This window comes from Gordonia sp. L191, from assembly GCF_030077625.1.
Classification (GTDB): domain Bacteria; phylum Actinomycetota; class Actinomycetes; order Mycobacteriales; family Mycobacteriaceae; genus Gordonia; species Gordonia polyisoprenivorans_A.
Map to the genome: position 1 here is coordinate 1,594,184 of NZ_CP125996.1, position 22,386 is coordinate 1,616,569.

The 22,386-nt window shown below is 66.8% G+C and carries 21 protein-coding genes; 11 read left to right on the plus strand and 10 right to left on the minus strand.

The window, feature by feature from the left end:
- Window positions 1-5 precede the first annotated feature (5 nt).
- Genes QNM97_RS07130 through cofD form a run of 3 tightly spaced genes read right to left on the minus strand, consistent with a single transcriptional unit; the run spans window position 6 to window position 2,985 of the window.
- On the minus strand, window positions 6-587 hold the full coding sequence (locus QNM97_RS07130; protein WP_208791860.1) for an NUDIX hydrolase: 582 nt from the start codon (window positions 585-587) through the stop codon (window positions 6-8).
- Window positions 584-1,948: a coenzyme F420-0:L-glutamate ligase gene (locus QNM97_RS07135; protein WP_208791859.1), complete on the minus strand. Its 1,365-nt coding sequence runs from the start codon at window positions 1,946-1,948 to the stop codon at window positions 584-586. Before QNM97_RS07135 ends, QNM97_RS07130 begins: the two co-directional genes overlap by 4 nt.
- A complete protein-coding gene (gene cofD, locus QNM97_RS07140; RefSeq protein ID WP_283822165.1) occupies window positions 1,945-2,985 on the minus strand; it encodes a 2-phospho-L-lactate transferase in 1,041 nt (346 codons plus the stop codon). Before cofD ends, QNM97_RS07135 begins: the two co-directional genes overlap by 4 nt.
- A gap of 760 nt (window positions 2,986-3,745) precedes the next feature.
- Between cofD and QNM97_RS07145 the strand changes: the two genes are divergently transcribed.
- Window positions 3,746-3,967 (plus strand): WhiB family transcriptional regulator, encoded by a 222-nt coding sequence (locus tag QNM97_RS07145; protein WP_208796232.1) that lies wholly within the window; start codon window positions 3,746-3,748, stop codon window positions 3,965-3,967.
- A gap of 59 nt (window positions 3,968-4,026) precedes the next feature.
- Here the strand turns inward: QNM97_RS07145 and QNM97_RS07150 are convergent, their stop codons facing one another.
- Window positions 4,027-4,530, minus strand: a complete 504-nt coding sequence (locus tag QNM97_RS07150) for a metallopeptidase family protein (protein ID WP_283822166.1) — start codon at window positions 4,528-4,530, stop codon at window positions 4,027-4,029.
- A gap of 162 nt (window positions 4,531-4,692) precedes the next feature.
- On the opposite strand from QNM97_RS07150, the gene QNM97_RS07155 reads away from it, so the two are divergent.
- From QNM97_RS07155 to manA, 3 genes are all read left to right on the plus strand, one after another.
- On the plus strand, window positions 4,693-5,160 hold the full coding sequence (locus tag QNM97_RS07155; protein ID WP_208791857.1) for a DUF3499 domain-containing protein: 468 nt from the start codon (window positions 4,693-4,695) through the stop codon (window positions 5,158-5,160).
- A 124-nt stretch (window positions 5,161-5,284) separates the two neighbouring features.
- On the plus strand, window positions 5,285-6,406 hold the full coding sequence (locus QNM97_RS07160; RefSeq protein ID WP_283822167.1) for a hypothetical protein: 1,122 nt from the start codon (window positions 5,285-5,287) through the stop codon (window positions 6,404-6,406).
- The gene (gene manA, locus QNM97_RS07165) at window positions 6,403-7,650 is read left to right on the plus strand and encodes a mannose-6-phosphate isomerase, class I (protein WP_283822168.1); all 1,248 of its coding nucleotides are present in this window, start codon (window positions 6,403-6,405) and stop codon (window positions 7,648-7,650) included. The genes QNM97_RS07160 and manA overlap by 4 nt, the downstream gene beginning before the upstream one ends.
- A gap of 5 nt (window positions 7,651-7,655) precedes the next feature.
- Here the strand turns inward: manA and eccE are convergent, their stop codons facing one another.
- A complete protein-coding gene (gene eccE, locus QNM97_RS07170) occupies window positions 7,656-9,383 on the minus strand; it encodes a type VII secretion protein EccE (protein ID WP_283822169.1) in 1,728 nt (575 codons plus the stop codon).
- A 355-nt stretch (window positions 9,384-9,738) separates the two neighbouring features.
- Here eccE and eccB point away from each other — a divergent pair, with 355 nt between their 5' ends.
- The gene (gene eccB, locus QNM97_RS07175) at window positions 9,739-11,244 is read left to right on the plus strand and encodes a type VII secretion protein EccB (RefSeq protein WP_283822170.1); all 1,506 of its coding nucleotides are present in this window, start codon (window positions 9,739-9,741) and stop codon (window positions 11,242-11,244) included.
- Between the two features lie 59 nt (window positions 11,245-11,303).
- Here eccB and hpxO read toward each other — a convergent pair whose 3' ends face one another.
- Complete coding sequence (gene hpxO / locus QNM97_RS07180) at window positions 11,304-12,467, minus strand: FAD-dependent urate hydroxylase HpxO (RefSeq protein ID WP_208791853.1); 1,164 nt, start codon at window positions 12,465-12,467, stop codon at window positions 11,304-11,306.
- Window positions 12,468-12,582: 115 nt separating this feature from the next.
- On the minus strand, window positions 12,583-13,209 hold the full coding sequence (locus tag QNM97_RS07185) for a TetR/AcrR family transcriptional regulator (protein ID WP_283822171.1): 627 nt from the start codon (window positions 13,207-13,209) through the stop codon (window positions 12,583-12,585).
- 94 nt (window positions 13,210-13,303) lie between these two features.
- On the opposite strand from QNM97_RS07185, the gene QNM97_RS07190 reads away from it, so the two are divergent.
- The 6 genes from QNM97_RS07190 to nrdF all read left to right on the plus strand — a co-directional run bounded on the left by QNM97_RS07190 (window position 13,304) and on the right by nrdF (window position 19,320).
- On the plus strand, window positions 13,304-13,873 hold the full coding sequence (locus QNM97_RS07190; RefSeq protein ID WP_283822172.1) for an NAD(P)H-dependent oxidoreductase: 570 nt from the start codon (window positions 13,304-13,306) through the stop codon (window positions 13,871-13,873).
- A 381-nt stretch (window positions 13,874-14,254) separates the two neighbouring features.
- Window positions 14,255-14,488, plus strand: coding sequence for a redoxin NrdH (locus tag QNM97_RS07195; protein ID WP_208791850.1), 234 nt, complete (start codon window positions 14,255-14,257; stop codon window positions 14,486-14,488).
- A 221-nt stretch (window positions 14,489-14,709) separates the two neighbouring features.
- Window positions 14,710-15,195 carry a class Ib ribonucleoside-diphosphate reductase assembly flavoprotein NrdI gene (gene nrdI / locus QNM97_RS07200; protein ID WP_283822173.1) on the plus strand — a complete coding sequence of 162 codons (486 nt, stop codon included), beginning with the start codon at window positions 14,710-14,712 and terminating at the stop codon, window positions 15,193-15,195.
- Between the two features lie 88 nt (window positions 15,196-15,283).
- Window positions 15,284-17,491, plus strand: a complete 2,208-nt coding sequence (nrdE, locus tag QNM97_RS07205; RefSeq protein WP_283822174.1) for a class 1b ribonucleoside-diphosphate reductase subunit alpha — start codon at window positions 15,284-15,286, stop codon at window positions 17,489-17,491.
- A gap of 13 nt (window positions 17,492-17,504) precedes the next feature.
- Window positions 17,505-18,266, plus strand: coding sequence for a maleylpyruvate isomerase family mycothiol-dependent enzyme (locus tag QNM97_RS07210; protein WP_283822175.1), 762 nt, complete (start codon window positions 17,505-17,507; stop codon window positions 18,264-18,266).
- Between the two features lie 52 nt (window positions 18,267-18,318).
- Window positions 18,319-19,320, plus strand: coding sequence for a class 1b ribonucleoside-diphosphate reductase subunit beta (nrdF, locus tag QNM97_RS07215; protein ID WP_006367603.1), 1,002 nt, complete (start codon window positions 18,319-18,321; stop codon window positions 19,318-19,320).
- 87 nt (window positions 19,321-19,407) lie between these two features.
- Here nrdF and QNM97_RS07220 read toward each other — a convergent pair whose 3' ends face one another.
- From QNM97_RS07220 to QNM97_RS07230, 3 genes are read right to left on the minus strand one after another with little or no spacing between them, the layout of a single operon-like run.
- Window positions 19,408-19,830 carry a RidA family protein gene (locus QNM97_RS07220; protein WP_283822176.1) on the minus strand — a complete coding sequence of 141 codons (423 nt, stop codon included), beginning with the start codon at window positions 19,828-19,830 and terminating at the stop codon, window positions 19,408-19,410.
- Entirely contained in the window at window positions 19,827-21,347 is a 1,521-nt protein-coding gene (locus QNM97_RS07225) for an APC family permease (RefSeq protein WP_283822177.1), read from the minus strand. Before QNM97_RS07225 ends, QNM97_RS07220 begins: the two co-directional genes overlap by 4 nt.
- Window positions 21,344-22,270 (minus strand): phytanoyl-CoA dioxygenase family protein, encoded by a 927-nt coding sequence (locus QNM97_RS07230; RefSeq protein ID WP_283822178.1) that lies wholly within the window; start codon window positions 22,268-22,270, stop codon window positions 21,344-21,346. The genes QNM97_RS07225 and QNM97_RS07230 overlap by 4 nt, the downstream gene beginning before the upstream one ends.
- Between the last annotated feature and the right edge of the window lie 116 nt (window positions 22,271-22,386).

The window sequence follows — 22,386 nt, forward strand, 5'->3', positions numbered from 1 at the left end:
TCTGCTCAGCGTTGCGGTGCCTCGCTCACGAGGCGGCGTCCGAGGGCGACGAGGGACACGATGTCGGTGCCCTCGGTGTCGGCGGGCAACGCCTCGACCGGCCACCACCGCAGATCGAGTGACTCGTCGCTGATGGTGATCGGCGGTAGGCCGCCGTCGGACGTCGGCGGGGCCACCGCGACGAAGCGCACGTCGAGGTGGCGGGTCGGCACGCCGAGCGAGCAGGTGATCGGGTGGGTGTGCAATTGCGCGAGCCCGGCCAACGCCAGGCCGTCGATGCCGGATTCCTCGCGGGCCTCACGCAGCGCGGCGTCGGCGATGGACGCGTCGTCGGGTTCGCAATGCCCCCCGAGCTGAATCCATTTGCCCACCCGCGGATGCAGCGTCAGCAGTACGTGATCGGCGCCGGCGTCGAAGACGATCGCCGACGCGGTCAGGTGACCGGGCGCGTGAGCGCGCAGACAGGCCTGCTCGGCGGCGTCGAGGAAGGCGCGATAGGTGTGGCGCAGTGAGTCCTGTTCCGGTGACGGCGCCGTCCAGGTCTCGAGAGTCGCCACCGCCGAATCGTGCAGGGATTCGGCGCTCACCGCAGGATCAGCCAGTCGTCGGTGGGCGCACTCGCACGCAGCCCGGACTCCTGCGCCGGGTGGCCGATGGCGATGGCGCCCAACGGTTCCCAGTCGGCGGGGACCTCGAGGTGGGAGGTCACCACGGGTGCGGCGAAGATGGTCGACCCGACCCAGCAGGAGCCCAGTCCGCGGACCGAGAGGGCCACGAGCAGGGCCGTGACGGCGCCACCGGCGGCAACGGTGAACATGGTGTGCTCGGCGGCATTGCGACGATCGTCGGGATAGGTGTGGGCGCCGTCGGGGATCAGGAACGGAATCACCAATTCCGGGGCGTCGTAGAGGATTCGCCCCCGCGCGACGCGTTTTTCGATCGACTCGGCGGTCTTCTCGTCGGAGCCGAGATCGGCGCGCCACGCCTCGCCCATGGCATCGAGGAGTCGTGTGCGGCGTGCGGCGTCGCGGACCCACACGAATCGCACCGGGTGGGTGTGGTGCGGAGCGGGTGCGGTGAGTGCGTCGGCGCATGCCGCGGTGATTGCCTCCGGGTCGACCGGGGCGTCGGCGAAGGCGCGCACCGATCGCCGCGTCAGCAGCGCCTCCCGGCGGCCCTGCTCGATCGCCTCGGCGGTGCCGAGGTGGAACAGGTCCTCGTCGGTGGGCCGGATCAGATCGGCCGCCCGTGACCCGTCGTCGGTGGGCTGCAACCCGCGCACCACGGCCACCGGCACGCCCGCGAGCTTGCCCTTGACCAGGTCGGCCGCGGCCGCGATCTCGTCGGCGACGGCGATGTCGGTGACCACCAACGGATTTCCGTGGCTGTCGACGCCGCCCTCGTAGGGATGGGTGACCGCGATCCCCGCCGCGCCGATCGCCACGTCGATCTGTCCGGTCCGCCATGCGCGTCCCATGGTGTCGGTGACGATCACCGCCACCTCGATGCCGGCGGCCGCGGCGAGGGACGCGCGCAGTTCGGCGGCGCTGCGGTCGGGGTTCTCCGGCAGCAGCGCGAGCGCGTCGACGGGAACATTCGACCCGTCGATACCGGAGGCGGCCTGCACGAGGCCGAGCCGGTTCTCGGTGATCAGTGTGCGGTTGCGGCGCGCGAGTACCCGCACCGATTCCTGCACGACGAGCCGTCGGCGCAGGGCGTCGCGTTCGTCGGGGTCGGTGGGGGCGGCCACCATGCGCCCCTCGGTCTTGGAGAAGACCTTGCTGGTCACCACCACTACGTCACCTGATGCCAACCACGGTGCGGCCCTGAGGATTTCGCTGGTGAGGTCGGTGGTCGTGTCGAATTCCGGCAACCCGGTCACCGGGCGCACCTCGATGATGCCCGGGGCGCGGTGATCGGTGATCGGGGAGGTGTCGCCGGCGGTCATCGATCGGCCCCGGGGGTGTCGACGCCGACCAGAGCGCACGCCGCGCGCACCATGTGCGCGGTGGCGACCGGGTCGGTCATCAGCAGGGGAGCGGCACCGATGGAGATGCCCTCGACCGCCGCCTCGTCGCCGTCGGCGATGAGCCACCCGTCGAGGATTCCGTTGCCGCTGCGCGCACCGTAGTGTGCGGCGATCGCCTCGGCGGTGGTCTCGACGCCGATCACCGACAGGCACTCGTCGGCCATACCGCGCAGTGGCCGGTTGTCGATCACGGGACTGACGCCGACGACACGTGCCCCGGTGGTGCGCAACGCGCTGCGCACGCCCGGCACGCTGATCACCGCACCGATGCTCACCACCGGGTTGCTGGGCGCGAGCAGGACGACGTCGGCCTCGGCGATCGCCTCGATCACCCCCGGCGCGGCGTGCGTGTCGTCGGAACCGACCTGGGCGAAACCGAACGTCGGGATCTTGGCCCGATGCCGAACCCACCACTCCTGGAAGTGGATCGCCACCCGCGCGCCGTCCTCGCCACCCGGAGCGGACACCACGACGTGGGTCTCGTGGCGGTCGTCGGTGGCCGGTAACAGCCGCACACCGGGCTGCCAGCGCTTGCACAGTGCGGCGGTGACGTCGGAGAGCCGGTAACCCGCGTCGAGCATCTGGGTACGGATGAGATGGGTGGCGAGATCGCGATCACCCAGCCCGAACCAGTCCGGATCGGCGCCGTAGGCCGCGAGTTCCTCCTTGGCGTGCCAGGTTTCACCCTTGCGCCCCCACCCGCGCTCGGTGTCGATGCCCCCGCCGAGGGTGTACATGCAGGTGTCGAGGTCGGGGCAGATCCGCACACCGTGCATCCACGCATCGTCTCCGACGTTGACGATCGCAGTGATCTCATGGGGGCCCGGGGCGGTTGCGGCCTCGTCGATCGCCGCGCCCTCGGCGGGCGCGGGAAACGGGGTCGACCCGAACAATTCGCGCACACCCTGCAGGAATCGGGCGCCACCGACGCCACCGACGAGAACGGTCACCTTCACAGCGATCCACTGTAGTGACCCGACTGTGGTGACCGGACCGCGGTGACCCCACGCCCGCGGCCCGACCGCGGGACGGACACCGACCCGAGTGGCGCAGCGCCCGCGCATCCGGTAGACCGTACGGGTCGGTGTCCTGGTGCGGTTCGATGTCCTGTGCGGTTCGGTCGCAACCCGGACATCCGGCAGCGCAGGCGATGTGAGATTCCTGACGAATCGGCTTCCCCACGTGTCGCGACTCCGGTTTTCCTCGGCCAGTGGTATTAAGAAGATTTCTCTCTCGGCTTGACCTGAGTGGTCGCCAGCGTGTGTAATCACATCAGTGTCATTTTCGGTTCGAGATCGAGAATCACTGAGAGCTAAGTGTTTTCGATAGGATGTTCGACCGGATGTCGCTTCGGGTCGATGTGTTGCTCGCGTGGTGTGAGTGCGACTCGAAACGCCGGGCACTGGTGAAGATCGAACGACAACAGGTGGACGGGGTGACGCGGCAGTGACGCCGTGGCGCGAGACAGCAGCAGTACAACGACTTCCCAGGCAGGAGGGGCCGGCGATGGCATTCGACAACCCGATCGGCAATCCCCTTGAACCACAAGACCCTTCACGCACCACTGGCTCCGACGACGCGTTGTATCACGGTCTCGGACCGGTCAACGAGACATTCCTGACCTCACCGCAGGTTGGGCTCGCCGACGCCGAGTCCGATGCCCCGCGACGGCATTTGTCGTTGGTGCCCAACGAGTTCGACGATCTGTTCGACGCGATGGAGGAGCAGTGGCAGGACCGGGCGCTGTGCGCCCAAACCGATCCCGAGGCGTTCTTCCCGGAAAAGGGCGGATCGACGCGCGAGGCCAAACGCATCTGCTCCGGATGCGAGGTCAAGGCGGAGTGCCTCGAATACGCGCTCGCCAACGACGAGCGCTTCGGTATCTGGGGCGGCCTCTCCGAGCGGGAGCGCCGTCGCCTCAAGCGCGGCATCATCTGAGCCGCTGACGGCGAACGGCCGTCCAGGTGACCGTCGGCCACCGCATCACCGTGCTGGGGTCAGTCGAGTCCTCGGTCGATCGTGTCCTCGTCGACGCCGAGGTGGGTGGCGACCTGCTGCACGAGCACCTCGTGGATCAGCTCGATCAGTTCGGTGTCGCGACGCGCACGGCTCTCCAGCGGTCTGCGGAACAAGATGATCTTCGCGCGGGTCGGCTGTCCGTGGACGTCGACGCCCGCCGGGATCAGTCGCGCGAGCGGGATCGCGCCGTCGGCGGTCACCTCGTCGGGCCATTGGATGGTCTCCGGATCCCGCGGCAGCATGCGGGGGATCTCGTCGACGGCGATGTCGAGTCCGGCGAGTTCGTCGTGCCACCGCGCATCGATCTCGGCGAAGGCCTCGATGGCCACCGCGTCGAATTCGTCCGATTTGCTCCGCCATGCGGGCACGCTCGGCGGCAGCAATGGTGTCCGCAGTCCACGCCCGCGACGCTCACGACGCCGGGCGGAGCGCGCGGGTCCGGTGCGACCGGCGCGCGGTGGCCGAAAACCATCGAATCGCATGGCGCGAGTGTAGGAGGGCGTCCACCGAATGTCTCGTGCCGGTGCCGGTCTCGTGTCGGTTGCCTGTCGGTGGGTGTCGGCCGCCGGTCTGCGTGTCCGGTGTCCATGGTTCACGCGTGTCGGGATCGCCGGATCGATCCGGGCCGGGCTAACCTCAATGACGTGAAGCTTCCCCGCCAGTGCTGCAGGCCCGGCTGCACCCGTTCCGCGGTGGCTACCCTGACCTTTGTCTACGCGGAGTCGACGGCCGTGATCGGACCGCTCGCCAGCTCGGCCGAACCGCATTCCTGGGATCTGTGCGACGAGCATGCGCGCCGGATCACCGTGCCCCGTGGCTGGGAGATGCTGCGCAGCGAGCGGGGGTTCTCGGCGCCGTTGGCCGAGGACTACGAGCTGACCGCCCTTGCCGAGGCCGTGCGCGAGGCCAGTTCCGGTGGACGTGCCGGACGGGTCGCCGCAGACATGTCGCATCCCGATCCGATCGATGCCTTCGACGACATGCGTCCGGGTCGCCACCGGGCGCCCAACCGTGACGTGCATCCCGCCGATCCCGGTCCCCGCGGCGGTGCCACCAAGCCGCGCCCGGGCCGCCGCGGCCATCTCCGGGTCCTGCCCGACCCGGTCGACTGAACTGCGCGCCTCGAGAGCCCGCCGTCGGCTTGCGCCCTCCGGCGCGCCGGAGCGGCAGGGCCGGGGATCATCGGGTCGCGCGGTGTGTGGGCACCGTGCCGAATGCCTGACTACTGTAGGGGCCATGCGAACCGGTGCCCCCGATCTCGACGACGTCGACGACCTGATCGCGGCCGACACCGAGGGACTGCTGCATGCGGCCGCACTCGCCGGGGCGCAGGTGCGCTCGGTCGCCGAGGCCGTGCGTGAGGGTGTCGCAGAGCCGCTCTCGGAGTTGCGGCCGCGCAGTGTGGTCATCGTGTGCGCTCCGGGCGGTCCGGCCGCCGGCGCCACTGCGATGGTGTGCGCGATGCTCGCCACCCGGGTCGATGTCCCCATCGTGTGCAGCTCGGCGTTGCCCGGCTGGATCGGTCCGCTCGACGTCGTCGTTCTCGCCGGCATCGATGGTGGTGACATGCGTCTCGCCGACGCCGCGGCGCGGTCGTTGCGTCGCCGCGCCGAGGTGGTGATCAGTGCGCCCATCGAGGGTCCGCTTCGGGATGCCTTGGGGGGCAACGGAATAGACTTCTCGCCTCGGGTGGACGTCGACCCCCGTTTTCGCTTTCCGGGATTCGTGGCGGTGCTGCTCGCGGTGTTCACCGCGCTCACCCAGGTCCGGTTCACCGGATCCGCACCCACGGTGGCCGACCTCGCCGACGCACTCGACTCCGAGGCGGCCGCCGACCATCCCGCGCGTGAGACCTTCCACAACCAGGCCAAGATCCTCGCCGCTCGCCTCGGTGAGGGACCGGTGATGTGGACCGGCGACTCGCCCGCGACACTCGCGGTGGCCGATCGCGCCGCTGCGGTGGTGTTCGCGGTCTCCGGAAGTCGGGGCGCCACAGCTGATCTGGCCGACATCTCGCGTGTCTCACGCGACATCTGGTCGGACGCGGATGCCGGCTCGGTCGCCGATTCCCTGTTCTACGACCCGCAGATCGACGGGCCGCGCGGCGATGCCCCGCCACGGGTGCTGGTGGCCACCACCGCCGCCCGGGAGTGGGACACACGCCGTCGTATCGGTGCCCTGGCGTCCACGGAGGTCCTCGTCGGAGCCGACGCCGACGCGCAGGCCCCGCCCGTGGTCGGTGGGGACGCGGCCGAGCCGGCCGATGCCCCCGGCGATCTCACGTCCCTGTTGGTGTTGATGTTGCGTATCGAAATGGCAGCGGTGTACCTGCGACTGATCGGAGCCGAGCAAGGATGAAGGTCATCGAGGGAGTCGTCCGCACGTATGCGTGGGGGTCGCGCACCGCGATCGCCTCCCTGCGTGGCAAACCGGTACCGTCACCGCACCCCGAGGCCGAGTTGTGGTTCGGCGCGCACAGTGCCGGTCCGGCATGTCTCGTCGAGGAGGACGGGACGACGATCGGCGCAGATCTGCTCTCGGTGATCGAGTCCGATCCGACCGCCGCCCTCGGTGCGCCGACCGTCGAGCGGTTCTCCGGGCGGCTGCCGTTCCTGCTCAAGGTCCTCGCCGCCGACGAGCCGCTGTCGCTGCAGGCGCATCCGTCGTCCGAACAGGCCAGTGAGGGCTTCGCGCGGGAGAACGCCCAAGGGCTCGCCATCGACGCGCGTGATCGCAACTACCGCGATCCGTGGCACAAACCGGAGTTGGTGGTCGCGCTCACCGAGTTCGATGCCCTCGCGGGTTTCCGCGACCCGGCCGTCACCGTCGAGTTGCTGCGCCACCTGCAGGTCAGTGAACTCGACCCGTTCCTGGGAATGCTGGTGGGCCAACCGGATTCACACGGTCTGCGCGCCTTGTTCACCACCTGGCTCACGCTGCCGGAGGCCACGATCCAACGCGTGACGCCCGCCGTGCTCTCCGCTGCGGTACGAGTGCTCGAATCAGGTGAGAGCGCATTCGGCGACGAACTGCGCACCCTGCTCGAACTCGGCGAGATGTACCCGAACGATCCCGGAGTGCTCGGTTCGCTCCTGCTCAACCGGGTGCGACTGCAGCCCGGTGAGGGTCTGTACCTGCCGGCCGGCAACCTGCATGCCTACCTCGACGGGACCGGGGTGGAGATCATGGCCAACTCCGACAACGTGCTGCGTGGCGGGCTGACCTCGAAACACATCGATGTGCCCGAACTGCTGCGGGTGCTCGATTTCACGCCGGTCAACGTACCGGACCTGATCCCGGCGATCCGCACCGTGGGCGCCGAACGCATCTATCTCACCCCGGCACCCGAATTCCGTTTGTCCCGTGTGGAACTCGACGGGACCGGGATGACGCAGCCGTCGTCGATCAGTTTCGACATGCCGGGTCCGCAGATCCTCGCGGTGCTGTCGGGGACCATCGAGGTCCGTCCGGCCGGGGGTGCACCATTGGCGGTCACGGCGGGCCGGGCGGCCTGGCTGACCGACGCCGATCCCGACGTGGTGGTCCGTGCCGCGTCGGCGCGTGCGGTATTCTTCCGTGCGCTGGTGCCGACCCACGGGTGATCCGGCTATACCCGCCCGACGGGTGCCGGCTCACTCCGGGCGGCGGCCCCATTTCGGGCAGCGGCCTCTCCGATCATCGCCCACTCCTCGGGTAGTGCGACCATGGTCACCGTGGTCCGGCTATTCGGGGTGAGCACCGAGATCTGTTGGGGTACATGCGGATTCTGGATGAGTGAGATCGTGGCGACCGATCCGAGGCGGCGTGTGCCGTCGTCGATGACGAAACGGGTGGTGCCCGGCGGCGGGGGACCGGCCGGTGGGTCGACCCCGTCGTAGAGATCCACCCGCATTCCGCGGGGCGCGTTGTCGGACAGTGCGATGTGCAACATGGGGGGATCGGCGACCGCCGCGACGAGGTGGTGCCAGCGTTGCGGGGCGGACGTGTGCAGCACCACCGGAGCCCCGATCGCGACCGTCCGCAAGACGGTTTGGGCGATCATCGCATACGTGCCCGAGAGAATGACCATCTCGATGCCCGGACCGACGAGGGGCACCGCGACCGCGTGACCGCTCGGATCGGCGCCGAGGAGTTGTCCGCAGCCGCCGGCGGGCAGCGCGAGGTGCTCGACGAGCCGTGTGGCCCGCGCACCTTCGGCTGCGGGCAGCGCCCGGGCCAGTCGCGGCGGGGATGCCACCGGAAGTGACGTGGTAAACGCATCGAACTGGCGGCCGCGCAGCGGCACGGTGCCGGTCGGGTCACCGCTGTTCGGACCACTGCCGTTCGGACCACCATCGGCGGGACCACCGTCGAGACGGACCAGCGCGGCGACCCGCAGACGACCATCGGTGCCGCGTCCGAGACGCACGGTCAGCGTCGTCGCCGCGCTCGGCTGTGCCCAGATGTCGGCAGCCACCCGCGGGAGTTCGTCGGGATCGACGGCGAGCGACCGAGTACTCAGTCGCGAGCTGCGCAACCCGTCCCACTCCTCGGTCAGCTCGTCGAGTTCGTGTCCGGCGGCGAGATGGTCGGTGACCGCGGTCATCTCGGCCGCCGAGAGTGCGGCGACGGTGAGCCCCCGCTCGGTCAGCCGGCGCGCGACCCGTTTGGTGGTGATCGTCGCGGCCCGGAGTGCACCTTCGGCGCCCCCGCCGCGCCGAGCGACGGCGTCGGGGCAGTCGCGGGGATCGAGACGCAGGATTACGAACACGTTGCGGTGTGCGGTGGCGGTCAAACGTCCCAGGGTCCGCAGATAGGTCGACGCCGCGGTGCCACGACCGCGGATGCGTGTTCCCTGGCTCACCACGTCGATCGAGGCGAGCGGGATGTCGAACGGGTCGATGCACTCGACGAGAACATCAAGGGGGACATGCGCGTCGGCGGCATCCGAGCGGTCGCTTCCCGGTACGCCGAGCCGGGTCAGCACAGGTGTGCCGGGGCGGACCCGGAGGGCGGTGATCAGGGTGTCGCCGGCCCATCGGGCGCCGATCGGGGGCTCCTCGACATCGGCGCCACGGGATCTCACGACCGCGCGGGTCGGGATGTCGAACGGCGCGGGCGTGACCTCGTCGGTGCGCCGACGGACACGCGCCCACCCGAAGGCGCATCGGCGGCCGATGCGCTGCAGGGGTGAGGTGTGCTCGCGCCACGGGATCATCAGAAGCGCCACCGCCGCGGCGATCGCCAGCGCCGCAACGCCGAGGTGGGCGCCACCCACGGCCCAGATCGTCAGACCGAGGGCCAGCAACACCTCGACGAGTACCACGCCGCGTACCAGGGGTGTACCTGCGGCCACCCGGTGCGCCCGCGGGCGTGCGCCCGTCGCGCTCTGCCCAGAACCGTGTTGTCCCGGCCTGTTCGATGCCACCCGTGCCCCCCGTTCGATCTGTCACCCCCGACGTATCGGTACCCGGCCCCACTTGCCACGGTCGAGGTCCACCAGCAGGCCGAGCCGATCCACGCGTATCGGTTAGGGTACTACCCAAACCGCCCAAATCGCCGAGGAGATGGATCGGTGAATCGGTAGTCCACAGGGGGAACCGAATGGACGTGGGGTGCGTCCAAACGGGGTAATGACCAAGCGGTATCGACCACGTGGGTTTCGACCAAAGTGGGTATCGACACCGACGTGTGCGCAGGGAGGGGATCGCGTGGCGCGGCAACTCACCACGAAGGCTCAGGTCAACGGCTACCGGTTTCTGCTGAGCAGACTCGAGCACGCCCTGGTCCGCCGTGATGCCCGGATGCTGCACGATCCGATGCGCTCGCAGATGCGGGCACTGGTACTCGGAACGGTGTTGGCATTGCTGGCGTTGGCCGGCTTCGGGATCTGGGGGCTGGTGAAACCACAGGGCAGCGTGGGCAAGTCGGCGATCCTGGTGAGCAAGAACAGCGGCGGTCTGTTCGTGGTGATCGACGAGACCTTGCATCCTGTGCTGAATCTCGCCTCGGCGCGCCTGATCGTCGGCGACGACGCCGCGCCGACCTCGGTCAGCGACCGCAAGTTGTCGGGCTATCCGCGTGGTGCCCTCCTGGGCATCCCGGGTGCGCCCGCCGGGCTGCCGGGATCGGCACACCCCGGGACGTCGACGTGGAGTGTGTGCGACCGGATCGCCGACCGACAACCGGCCGGTCGGACGGATGGGCCGCATTCGGTGCGGCTGGCGGTGATCGGGGAGAGGCCGGCGCTCGGTGACCGATTCCGCTCGGCCGCACCGGACGATGCGGTACTCGCCTCCGACGGCCGTTCGACCTTCCTGCTGTACACGTTCCGGCGCGGGGACCGGTCGATGCCGGTGCGCGCCGAGGTCGACACCGCGGACCCGGCGGTCATGCGGGCATTCGGACTCGAGGGGGCCTCGACGCGTTCGGTCAGTACCGGACTGCTCAACTCGGTGCCGGAGGTGGCGCCGCTGCGAGTACCCGATCTGGCCACCACTGGTGTGCCGGTGATCTCGGCGCCGGGTGTGCGGACCGGTTCGGTGGTGCGCACCGTCGGGATCGATGGTGCCGCACACTATTACGCGGTGCTCTCCGATGCGGTTCAGCCCGTCGGGGCGGCCACCGCGGAGATGCTGCGTCTCGCCGAGGACGGCGGTGCCGCGGAGGTGATGACGGTGGCGCCGGCCGTCGTCAATGCGGTGCCGCACACCGCCACCACCTTGCCGGTCGGCGAGTTCCCCTCTCGTCCACCGCATCTGGTGGACGTGTCGGCGGCGCCGACGCTGTGTACGACGTGGGACCGAGGTGCCGACGACCCGCACGCAGCCACCGCGATGTTGTTCGGCCGCGGATTACCGATCGCCTCGTCGCAGCGTCCGGTCGTGCTGGCCAGTGCCGATGGCAGCGGCCCCGGCATCGACGAGGTCTTCCTCCGCCCGGGATCGGGTGAGTACCTCCGTGTCACCGGCAACGAGCCGGACAGTAACCGGTCCGAATCGCTGTTCTACCTGAATGATTCGGGCATTCGGTTCGGCGTCGCGGATGTGGCCACCGGTCGGATCCTGGGTCTCGGTGACACTCCGGCGCTGGCACCGTGGTCGGTGGTCTCACTGCTCACGCCGGGGCCGACGCTGTCGCGCCACGATGCGCTCGTCGCCCACGATGCCATCGCCGCCGACCCGGCCGGCGCACCGGTCGCCGTGCCGGCCGGTTAGGGCCTGCCGTCCGAGCAGGATCCGAGGCGGTCGATCGGGATCGTTACCCCCGGCGGCGTTCAGACCGGGGTGACCGGACCGCCCATGATGTTGCCGACGATCCCGCGGATGACGTTGGTGCCGTCCTCTTCCCGCAGTTCGCGATACCACTGCGCGGTCTTCTCCGGGTCCTTGGCATGGGTGACGTCGCAGCGTTTGCGGGCCCGCAACACGAGTTCGCCCGCGCGTTCGGTGCGCGCCTCCTGGTAGGCGGCGAGCGCTGCGGATACGTCGTCGGGATGGTCGCGGAACGCGTACTGCAGTGCGACGGCGTCCTCCATCGCCGAGCACCCGCCCTGTCCGATGTCGGGGGTGGTGTTGTGTGCGGCGTCGCCGAGGACCGCGACCCGGCCCTTGACCCAGGTGTGGAAGGGGTCGAGGTCGAGGATCTCGACGCGATTGGTCGTCGCCGGGTCGAGGGCGGCGATCAGCGTCTGTACCCCGGGCGCCCAGTCGGCGAACTCGGCGGCGAGAATCTCTCGGGCGCTGCCCCGTTCGTACGGCACGCCCTCGGGCATCGGGACATCGAAGAAGAAGTAGAACCGGTCACCGGCCACCGGCATCACCGATACCCGGCGGCCGTCGCCGACATAGGTGGTCCACTCGGTGGCGGGTCCGATCTTCTCATCGATCGCAACGAGTCCGTTGAAGTTCACATATCCCGCGTAGCGGCGGGTGACCGGTCCGCCGAGAACATATTCGCGGGTCAACGATTTGGCGCCGTCGGCACCGATGACCAGGTCCGCGGAAACCGTGGTGCCGTCGGCGAATTCGACTGTGGCACTGTCTGAGCCGCCGCTGACCGAGGTCATCTTCTTGCCGAAACGGATGTCGTCGATCCCGTAGGCCGTCATCAGCATCAGTTGGAGTTCGGCGCGTGCCACCGGGTAGGGGCGTTGCCCGACCTCGTCGATGAGTGGCTGCATCGAGAAGCGACACATGGTGTCGCCGGTCTTGGCCTCGACATAGCTCATCGTCTCGACGATGCCGCCGAGCTCTGCAACCTCCCGCTCGAGTCCGAGGTGATTGAGGCATTTGACACCGTTGGACCACACCGAGATCGCCGCTCCGACCGGCTTGTTCTCGGTGACCTGCTCGAATACCTCGACCTCGATACCGAGTTGTTTGAGCGCGATCGCCGCGCTGAGTCCACCCATACCGGCACCGATGATGACAGCCTTCACGACACTTCCTTCCCGCAGAACCACTACAGGCTAAGGGGATCAGGGCGCTCGCGCGCGTCGAGGATTCTTCCCGTCGATGCCGTCGGCGAACAATCCGCGGTCGTCACCGGCGCGGTCAGTTGGTGGTGCAGCCGGCGGCGAGGGTGCGCACCATGCGTTCCCACTGATCGGTGATGGTGGCGATGTCGTGTCCCACGGTGTCGGTGAGATGTTGCACCGACGACGCCGCCAGCGGTGCCTGTACCGCGATGGCCACGGTGTGGACGTCATCTCCGAAACCCAACTGGCGCAGCAGGATCTGCACATGCTGGGTGGAGGCACGCCAGACGGGGTGTTTCATGAACTCACCGCTGTCGGCGCCGGCTTCGAGAAGGACGTCGAGATGGTCCACGGTCATCTTCAGCCGTGCCCGCCCGTAGGCGAGCAGGCGGTCGAGTGGTGGCGCCCCGGGGCCGAGGGGCTCGGGACCGGAGAGGTAGGCCTGCTGGAGCTCGGATTCGGAGTGGTCGAGCAACGCGTGCATCAACCCGGTACGACTGCCGAATCGACGGAACACCGTTCCCTTGCCGACGCCTGCGGCCGCCGCGACGGCATCCATCGTCACTGCCGCGGCGCCGCGGGTGTCGATGAGCGTCTGTGCGGCGGCGAGCAGTAGGCGGCGATTGCGCGCGGCGTCGGCGCGTTCGGGTTCGCCGGTGCCGGATAGGCGCAGAGACAGTGCGTTGTGCTCCGGCTCGGACACGTGATGTACCTAACTCTCCGCGTTGTGACAGAAATATTCGGACCGTGGTCCGGTTGATTCTATCAACTGATACTCGAGTGTAGGAGGAGATGTCGTGTCCGATTCGACCGTTCATGTGGTGGCGCTGGTGGGGAGTCTGCGTCGGGATTCGATCAATCGCCGGTTGGCGCGGGCCGCGGTCGACAGTGCGCCCGAGGGCGTGGCGGTGACCCTGATCGACGGCCTTGACCAGCTGCCGTTCTACAACGAAGACCTCGATCCCGCGACCGGATCGGAGGCCGGTGATCTCGATCCCGCCGTGGCGCGACTGCGCGCGCAGGTCGGAGCGGCCGACGCGGTTCTGCTGGCCACACCCGAGTACAACGGCTCCACCCCGGCCGTGTTGAAGAACGCCATCGACTGGCTGTCGCGGCCGTATGGAGATGGCGCGCTCAAGGACAAGCCGGTCGGCGTCATCGGTGCCGCGCTGGGACGGTACGCCGGGACCTGGTCGCGCGAGGACACCCGCAAATCGGTCGGCATCGCCGGCGGTCGTGTCGTCGAAGAAGTGGACTTCGGAATCCGAACGGCCGGGCTCGATGATGGTGCGCTCCCCGCCGACGTCGTCGACGGAGTGGGTGCGGCCGTGCGCGTCCTGGCCGAGCAGGTGCCTGCCCGCGTGTGATCGTCGCGTGTCCGCTCGCGGTGGGCGGTGGGCGGTGGGGGTGTCGGTGGTCTGTGGGAGTGAGTAGGTGATCGGAGGGACGCGCAAACGCGACACGCCCGGCTGCAACGCAACACGCCGGGATTCGCGATTCTGCATGCATCGCGACCTGCGAGTTTCATGAATGTGATTCACAACTTCTTGGGGTGCTCTGAAATGTCAGGCACTAGGTGTAGTGTTCTCACCACCAGCAGGGCCAAGATGCACAGAGGCGTCAGAGGCCGCGGGTGAGGGCAAGATGCGGTGATCTGCGTCACGTTCTTCACGCTGGAAAACCGAACCCACCGCCACCGTTCAGACGAGCATCTGCCGATCATCACGTGACCCGAGGAGCGTTCATCAATGGCCATCACCGTCTACACCAAGCCGGCATGCGTGCAGTGCAATGCGACCTACAAGGCGCTCGACAAGCACGGGCTGTCCTATGAGGTCGTCGACATCAGCGCCGACGACGAGGCCCGCGACTACGTGATGGCCCTGGGCTACCTGCAGGCGCCGGTGGTCGTGGTCGGCGATGACCACTGGTCGGGATTCCGCCCCGACCGCATCAAGGCGCTCGCCGCCAACGCTGCCTGAGCCGGCCGCGCTCGTTCGATCCGGAGGGGAAGTCGGGATCGAACCGCAGGCGGGCCGACATGCAGCCATGTGCGCGGTTGCCTGCCCCGTGCGACCCACCGGGGCAGGCAACCGGACCACCGAAATTCTTCGTGTGATCGCGGCGTTCAGCAGAGACAGCGTTCAACAGGCATAGCGTCAAACAGGCACAGCGTTCATCGGACTCGGTAGGGGTGAGACAGATGACGGGCACCGCGCCACTGGTCGTCTACTTTTCCTCCGTGTCGGAGAACACCCACCGCTTCGTGCGTAAGCTGGGGCTGCGCTCGATGCGGATTCCCGTCGCCGATCGGGCCAGCATCGAATCGTTTCGCGTCGACGAACCGTTCGTGCTCATCTGCCCGACCTACGGCGGCGGCAAGTCGTCGTCGACCGCGGTCGGCGGGGGATTCGTTCCCAAGCAGGTCATCAAGTTCCTCAACAACCCCGACAACCGATCGTGGATTCGCGCGGTGATCGCCGCGGGTAACACGAACTTCGGTGAGGAGTTCTGCCTCGCCGGGGACATCATCTCGCGTAAGTGTCGCGTGCCCTACCTGTATCGGTTCGAGCTGATGGGCACCGACCACGACGTCTCGCGGGTGCGGGAGGGTCTCGTCGAGTTCGCGGCGAGTCCCGCCTTCGACCGCCCGGACATGTCAGACCCTCTCACTACAGTGTCGCGGTAGTCGTTTCACTGTCGAATCCGCACCAGGCCGACCCATCCGGTTCAGTCCATTTCGCCAAGTCCACACACCCGAAAGCACAGGAGTTCTCGTGTCGCCCACCGCATCCGTCTCCGACGTGACCACCGACACCACCACCTCGGCCAGCAAGTCGGGTGTGCACGCCTCTCCGGCGGGTCATGATCCGGGCGAGCTCGACTATCACGCCCTCAACGCGATGCTCAACCTGTACGACCGCGACGGCAAGATCCAGTTCGAGAAGGACCGCGAGGCTGCGCACCAGTACTTCCTGCAGCACGTCAACCAGAACACCGTCTTCTTCCACGACCTCGACGAGAAGCTCGATTATCTCGTCGAGGAGAACTACTACGAGCCCGAGGTCCTCGCCCGGTACGACCGGGAGTTCGTCAAACTCCTCTTCGGGCACGCCTACGGCAAGAAGTTCCGCTTCCCGACCTTCCTCGGAGCGTTCAAGTACTACACGAGCTACACCCTCAAGACCTTCGACGGCAAGCGTTATCTCGAGCGGTTCGAGGATCGCGTCTGCATGGTCGCGCTGACGCTGGCCGACGGTGACACCGCACTGGCCCGCAATCTCGTCGACGAGATCATGGAGGGCCGCTTCCAGCCGGCCACGCCGACCTTCCTCAACTCCGGCAAGAAGCAGCGCGGCGAGCCGGTCAGTTGCTTCCTCCTTCGTATCGAAGACAACATGGAATCCATTGGGCGGTCCATCAATTCGGCTCTGCAGCTGTCCAAGCGCGGTGGTGGGGTGGCGTTGTTGCTGTCCAACATCCGTGAGCACGGTGCGCCGATCAAGAAGATCGAGAACCAGTCCTCGGGTGTCATCCCGATCATGAAGCTGCTCGAGGATTCGTTCTCCTACGCCAACCAGCTCGGTGCCCGTCAGGGGGCCGGCGCGGTGTACCTGCACGCCCACCACCCCGACATCTATCGCTTCCTCGACACCAAGCGGGAGAACGCGGATGAGAAGATCCGCATCAAGACGCTCAGCCTCGGCGTGGTGATCCCCGACATCACCTTCCAGCTCGCCAAGAACAACGACGACATGTACCTGTTCAGTCCGTATGACGTCGAGCGTGTCTACGGCGTGCCGTTCGCCGACGTCAACGTGACCGACAAGTACCACGAAATGGTCGAGGACAAGCGGATTCGCAAGACCAAGATCAAGGCGCGCGAGTTCTTCCAGACCCTCGCCGAGCTGCAGTTCGAGTCGGGTTACCCCTACATCATGTTCGAGGACACGGTGAACCGGGCCAATCCGATCGACGGCAAGATCACCCACTCCAACCTGTGCTCGGAGATCCTGCAGGTCTCGACGCCGTCGGCGTTCAACGATGATCTGTCCTATGCGCAGGTGGGCAAGGACATCTCGTGCAACCTCGGCTCGCTCAACATCGCCAAGACCATGGACTCGCCCGACATCGGGCAGACCATAGACACCGCGATCCGTGGGTTGACCGCCGTCAGCGATCAGACCTCGATCACCTCGGTGCCGTCGATCGAGCACGGCAACAACGAGTCCCACGCGATCGGTCTCGGGCAGATGAACCTGCACGGCTACCTTGCTCGTGAGCGCATCTTCTACGGCAGCGACGAGGGTATCGACTTCACCAACATCTACTTCTACACCGTGCTCTATCACGCGTTGCGTGCATCGAATGCCATTGCGCGCGAACGGGGTAAGGCGTTCGCCGGGTTCGAGCGCTCGAAGTACGCCAGCGGTGAGTTCTTCGACAAGTACACCGATCAGGAGTGGCTGCCGAAGACCGATCGGGTGGCGGAGTTGTTCGCGCAGGCCGAGATCACCATCCCGACCCGCGACGACTGGCGTGAGCTCAAGGTGGCGGTGCAGCGTGATGGCATCTACAACCAGAACCTGCAGGCGGTCCCGCCGACCGGCTCGATCAGCTACATCAATCACTCGACGAGTTCGATCCACCCGGTGGCGGCCAAGATCGAGATCCGCAAGGAAGGCAAGATCGGTCGCGTCTACTACCCGGCGCCCTACATGACCAACGACAATCTCGAGTACTACCAGGACGCCTATGAAATCGGCTACGAGAAGGTCATCGACACCTACGCCGCGGCGACCCAGCACGTCGACCAGGGCTTGAGCCTGACGCTGTTCTTCAAGGACACCGCGACCACTCGCGACGTCAACAAGGCGCAGATCTACGCGTGGCGCAAGGGAATCAAGACCCTGTACTACATCCGGTTGCGCCAGATGGCCCTCGAAGGGACTGAGGTGGAGGGTTGCGTCAGCTGCATGTTGTGAGCCTCGGGCGACGATGAGTCCGACTCCTGCGATGGGCTTCGAGCAATGGATGGCGGCGATCACCACCCACGGTGCGATGATCGCCGCCACCAGCACCGCCGATCTCGGTGTGCCGGTACCGAGTTGTCCCGAGTGGACGGCCGCCGACCTGATCTGCCATGTCGGCGCCGTGCACCGGTGGGCGACCGCTCGGATCGTCGGCGACGATTCGGTGCGGTCCTACGCCGACTTCCCGGCTCCTCCGGCCGACGAGCTGACCGACTGGTATCGAGCCGGGCTCCGCGGGCTCGTCGAGGCTCTCGGTACCCGGGATCCCGACACGGCGGCACCGACCTTCGTCGGCGAGCGCACCGTCGGGTGGTGGGCGCGTAGGCAGGCGCACGAACTCGCCGTTCACCGATGGGATCTGGAGTCCGCGATTCGACCCGGCATGCAGCAGGTGGTCGACGCCGAGTTCTCCGCCGACGGGATCGAGGAGTGGCTCGATGTCTTCGCTCCCCGATTCCTGTCCCGGTCCGGCGGCGTCCCGCAGCACCTGCATGGAGCGACACTGCATCTCCACACCCATGACGAGCCGGTCGGCGAATGGCTGGTCAAGCTGTCCGCGGACGGGCTGACGTGGTCGCGAGAGCATATGAAAGCCGATGTGGCGCTGCGTGGTTCGGCTTTCGACTTGTTGCTCACGCTCTGGCATCGCCGACCACTGTCGGCCGTCGACACGGTTGGGGACGCCGGCGTCGCCGCCGAACTGCTCGACCTCATCCACGTCACCTGACCGCCACCGCTACCGTAGAACCCGCATCCGCATCCATGAGGAGATGATCATCATGACCGCAGGCACCCACAGCCCGGCCGACGGCGCACCCATCAAGCTGGTGAGCCGCGTCTCTGCGATCAACTGGAACCGCGTCCCCGACGAGAAGGACGCCGAGGTGTGGGATCGCCTCACCGGCAACTTCTGGTTGCCGGAGAAGGTGCCGGTGTCCAACGACATCCCGTCGTGGAACACGCTCACCGAGTACGAGAAGCAGCTGACGATGCGGGTGTTCACCGGTCTGACGCTGCTCGACACCATTCAGGGCACTGTCGGCGCGGTCTCGCTCATCCCGGATGCGTCCACCCCGCACGAAGAGGCGGTGCTCACCAACATCGCGTTCATGGAGTCGGTGCACGCCAAGAGCTACAGCTCGATCTTCTCCACGCTGTGCTCGACCAAGGAGATCGATGAGGCGTTCCGCTGGTCGGAGGAGAACGAGCACCTGCAGCGCAAGGCCCAGATCGTCATGGATTACTACCGTGGCGAGGACCCGCTCAAGCGCAAGGTGGCCTCGACCCTGCTCGAGTCATTCCTCTTCTACTCCGGCTTCTACCTGCCGATGTACTGGTCCTCGCGCGCCAAGCTCACCAACACCGCCGACCTCATCCGCCTGATCATCCGCGACGAGGCGGTGCACGGCTACTACATCGGCTACAAGTACCAGCGGGGTCTGGAGGTGCAGACCGCCGAGCGTCGTCAGGAACTGAAGGACTACACGTTCGAGTTGCTCTTCGAGCTCTATGACAACGAGTCCGATTACACCGAGGCGCTCTACGACGAGGTCGGCCTGACCGAGGACGTCAAGAAGTTCTTGCGCTACAACGCGAACAAGGCGTTGATGAACCTCGGCTACGAGGCGATGTTCCCGAAGGACGAGACCGACGTGAACCCGGCGATCCTGTCGGCGCTCTCACCCAACGCCGACGAGAACCACGACTTCTTCTCCGGCTCCGGTAGCTCGTACGTCATCGGCAAGGCGGTCAACACCGAGGACGAGGACTGGGACTTCTAGCCCGGTTCGGCTCTCGGTCGCAGACCACGACAGTGGCCGCCTCACCAGGTGAGGCGGCCACTGTCATGCCCGGGAGTTCGCGAGTCGTCAGCGTGTTGCGGTCGCCGTGAGTTCCAGTTTCTGGTCGGGGTGAATCATCGACGAGACACCTATCCACGTGCTGGTCGGGGGATGCACGCCGACCCACTCGCGCAGAATCGGTGCGGAGTGCGCCAACTCGCCGACGTCGGTGGCGTAGATGGTCCACGCCACCAGATCGCAGCGATTCGCCCCCACCGATTGCAGCGAACGGTCGAGAATGTCCAGCACATATCGGAGTTGGGTCTCGAAGTCGCCCGCCACCACCTCGAGGGTTCCGGTGGCGTCGGTCAGCGGCGCGATTCCGGAGATGTAGATCGCGTCACCGGCGCATACGGTCTGAACGAACCCCATGTCGGTGAAGATGGACCGGTCGAGGTAGCCGATGTCGGGCACATCCCGCTTGATGAGGGTGGTGGTTTCTCGGGTCATGCTCGTGCCTCCGTTTTCCCGGTGACGTCGCTGTACTCTGCGACATCGATTTCATTTGTTGCACTTGCTACTTCGCGGACCGAACGGTGACCGGGAATCATCTCGGCCGGATCGAGCCGCCGGGGGTGACGCATCTGCAGATAGATCACCGCCGCGACGCCGGCGATCCACCACGCTCCGACGATGTAACCGGCGAGATTCATCGGGTAACTCAGTTCGCCGACGAAGGAGAACAACGGAATGCCGGCGCCCGCACAGAACGTCGGCAGCAGGAACGCCAATCCCAGCAGCGGGAGTAGGCCGTGCCGAATCACCCGGAACTCGGCCCGATGGAACCTCAGGTAGTACACCGGACACGCTATGCACACAGCCATGTAGATCGGCAACACCGCAACCGTGAGGACGGTTCCCATCATGGTGAACGCGTCTACCGGTCCGAAGGCGAGCCCCGCCACGATGGCTACGGCGAGCGCCACACTGAACACCACCGCGATGGCGATCACCGGCGACGCGAATCGCTGGTGCAACCGGGCGAGTCCGGCAGGCAGCGTGCGTGCACGGCCGAGAGCCCACGCGGTGCGAGTGGCGGCCATCCCCGCGCCGTTGGCCGACGCGAGACCGGAACTGAGCAGGGTGACCAGAAGGATGACCCAACCGGCACCCCAGAGATTGCGCGTCATCTCCATCCACGGGTCTCCATTGCCGTATTGCAGGAAACCAGAGTACTTTTCGGGCCCGAAGTAGACGGTGGACGCGTAGGTGGTGATCACGAAGAACGCTCCGACACCGATCACCGAGCCGACGACCGCACGGGCGATGGTCTTCTGCGGATCACGTGCCTCCTCGGCGAGGGGGACCGCGGCGTCGAATCCGATGAAAGCAAGGAAGGCGTAGATGGCACCGGCGATGATGCCGCTGAAGCCCTGAAAGCCATCGACGTTGGCGAATGCGGTGCCGAACACCGCCAGGCCGTTGCGGTCGCCCGCCTTGACGATCATCCAGACGGAGATCACCAGCAGCACGATGATCTCCAGTGCGCCGAGGGTCAGGCCGACCCGCGTACCGAACTGTGCGCCAAGAAAATTCAGGAGAGCGGCCACGCCAACGCAGAGGAGGCAACCGACGATCCACCAACCGGTGTACCCCAGGCCGAGTGCGCCGTCGAGTGCACCTCCGAGCATGCTGCCCACGAGTAGACCCAGGTAGGGGATGGCCGCGGCATAGACCAGCAGGGTCCCCCAACCGGCGAGAAAGCCTGCGGCGCCGTGGAATGCGACGGCAAGGTAGGAGGCCATGCCGCCGGCGGAAGCGATCTTCTTGGCCAATTGGCCGATCGCCAGGCCCACGAACAGACAACCCATCAACGCGAACACCACCGACGCCGAGAGCGCGCCGCCGGCGAACCCGGCGCCGGCGGCCACTGCGAATGCGGCGCCGACACCCGGGGCCATGGTGGCGATGGAGACGAAAGTCGCCTCGCTCAACGTCACACTGTCCTTGGCGAGCTCGCGCGTCACGGGGCGGCCTGCCCGGCTACGGTGGTGGCCTCGTCGCCGATCAGATTCATGAGCGTGTTCGACGAGTCGCCCCGAGCTATTGATGCGGCCATGTCGTCAATACTCCGGATGTCGGTGAGATCGTCCCTGATCACCGACAACGGATCCATGAGGTCGCCGACGTAACCCATGGCGAAACAACCCATTTGGTAGCCCATCAGCTTGAGCAGATCATCGTCGAGTGTGCGTGCGACCTCGAGTGGCGTCGACAGATACTGGTTCTCCTCCTGGCGGACCCAACCGACCGCGTAGGTGATGTTGAGCGCCTGACGTACCCTGTCGACCGTGGTGTTGGCACCGCCGGCGTGATAGATCTTGCCGCTGTAGATGAGCACCGATCCCCGTTCCATCTCTGCGGGAATGGCTTCCTCGTGGGTGAACTTCTCGTTGTCGCCCAGACGATGGCTTCCGGGAATGACTCGGGTCGCGCCCATGTCGGCGGTGTAGTCCGACATCGCCCACAGGGTGTTGCACTGGACTTCGTAATCGTCGGGGAACGGGAAGAAGTCCCAGGCGAGTTGGTCGCGGTGGATCGCCTGGCCGGTCGATCCCGGATCGATGGAGATCACCTGGGTCAGATGCAACTGGAATGTCGATGCGTGACTGAGGAATTCGCCGGCGACGTCGAGGATCGTGGGATTCCGGACGAGTTCGCGGGCGGCTTCTGATCGCGCGATCAGCGAACCCGTTCGCCGGGTTTTCTTGCCGACGAAGTTGTCGGATCCGTACGGCGTCGCTTCGATGTGGGGCCGTAGTTCCTGTTCGATCCGGTCCATGTGATCGGTTCCCGCGAGGTTGTCGACGATCACGTAGCCGTCCTCGCGTAGGTGCTGGACAACGGTGTCGACCGACGCAGTCGGTGGTAGGTGGGTCAGTTCGGTCATCGGAGCTCCTTCTGATGGGTGAAGCCGAAGGGAGGGGGTCCGTCCGGCCGGTGGGATCGGTCGCGGTACTGCGAACCAAAACGTGACTACAGTCTGGACTTCAGTTTGTTTCTGAG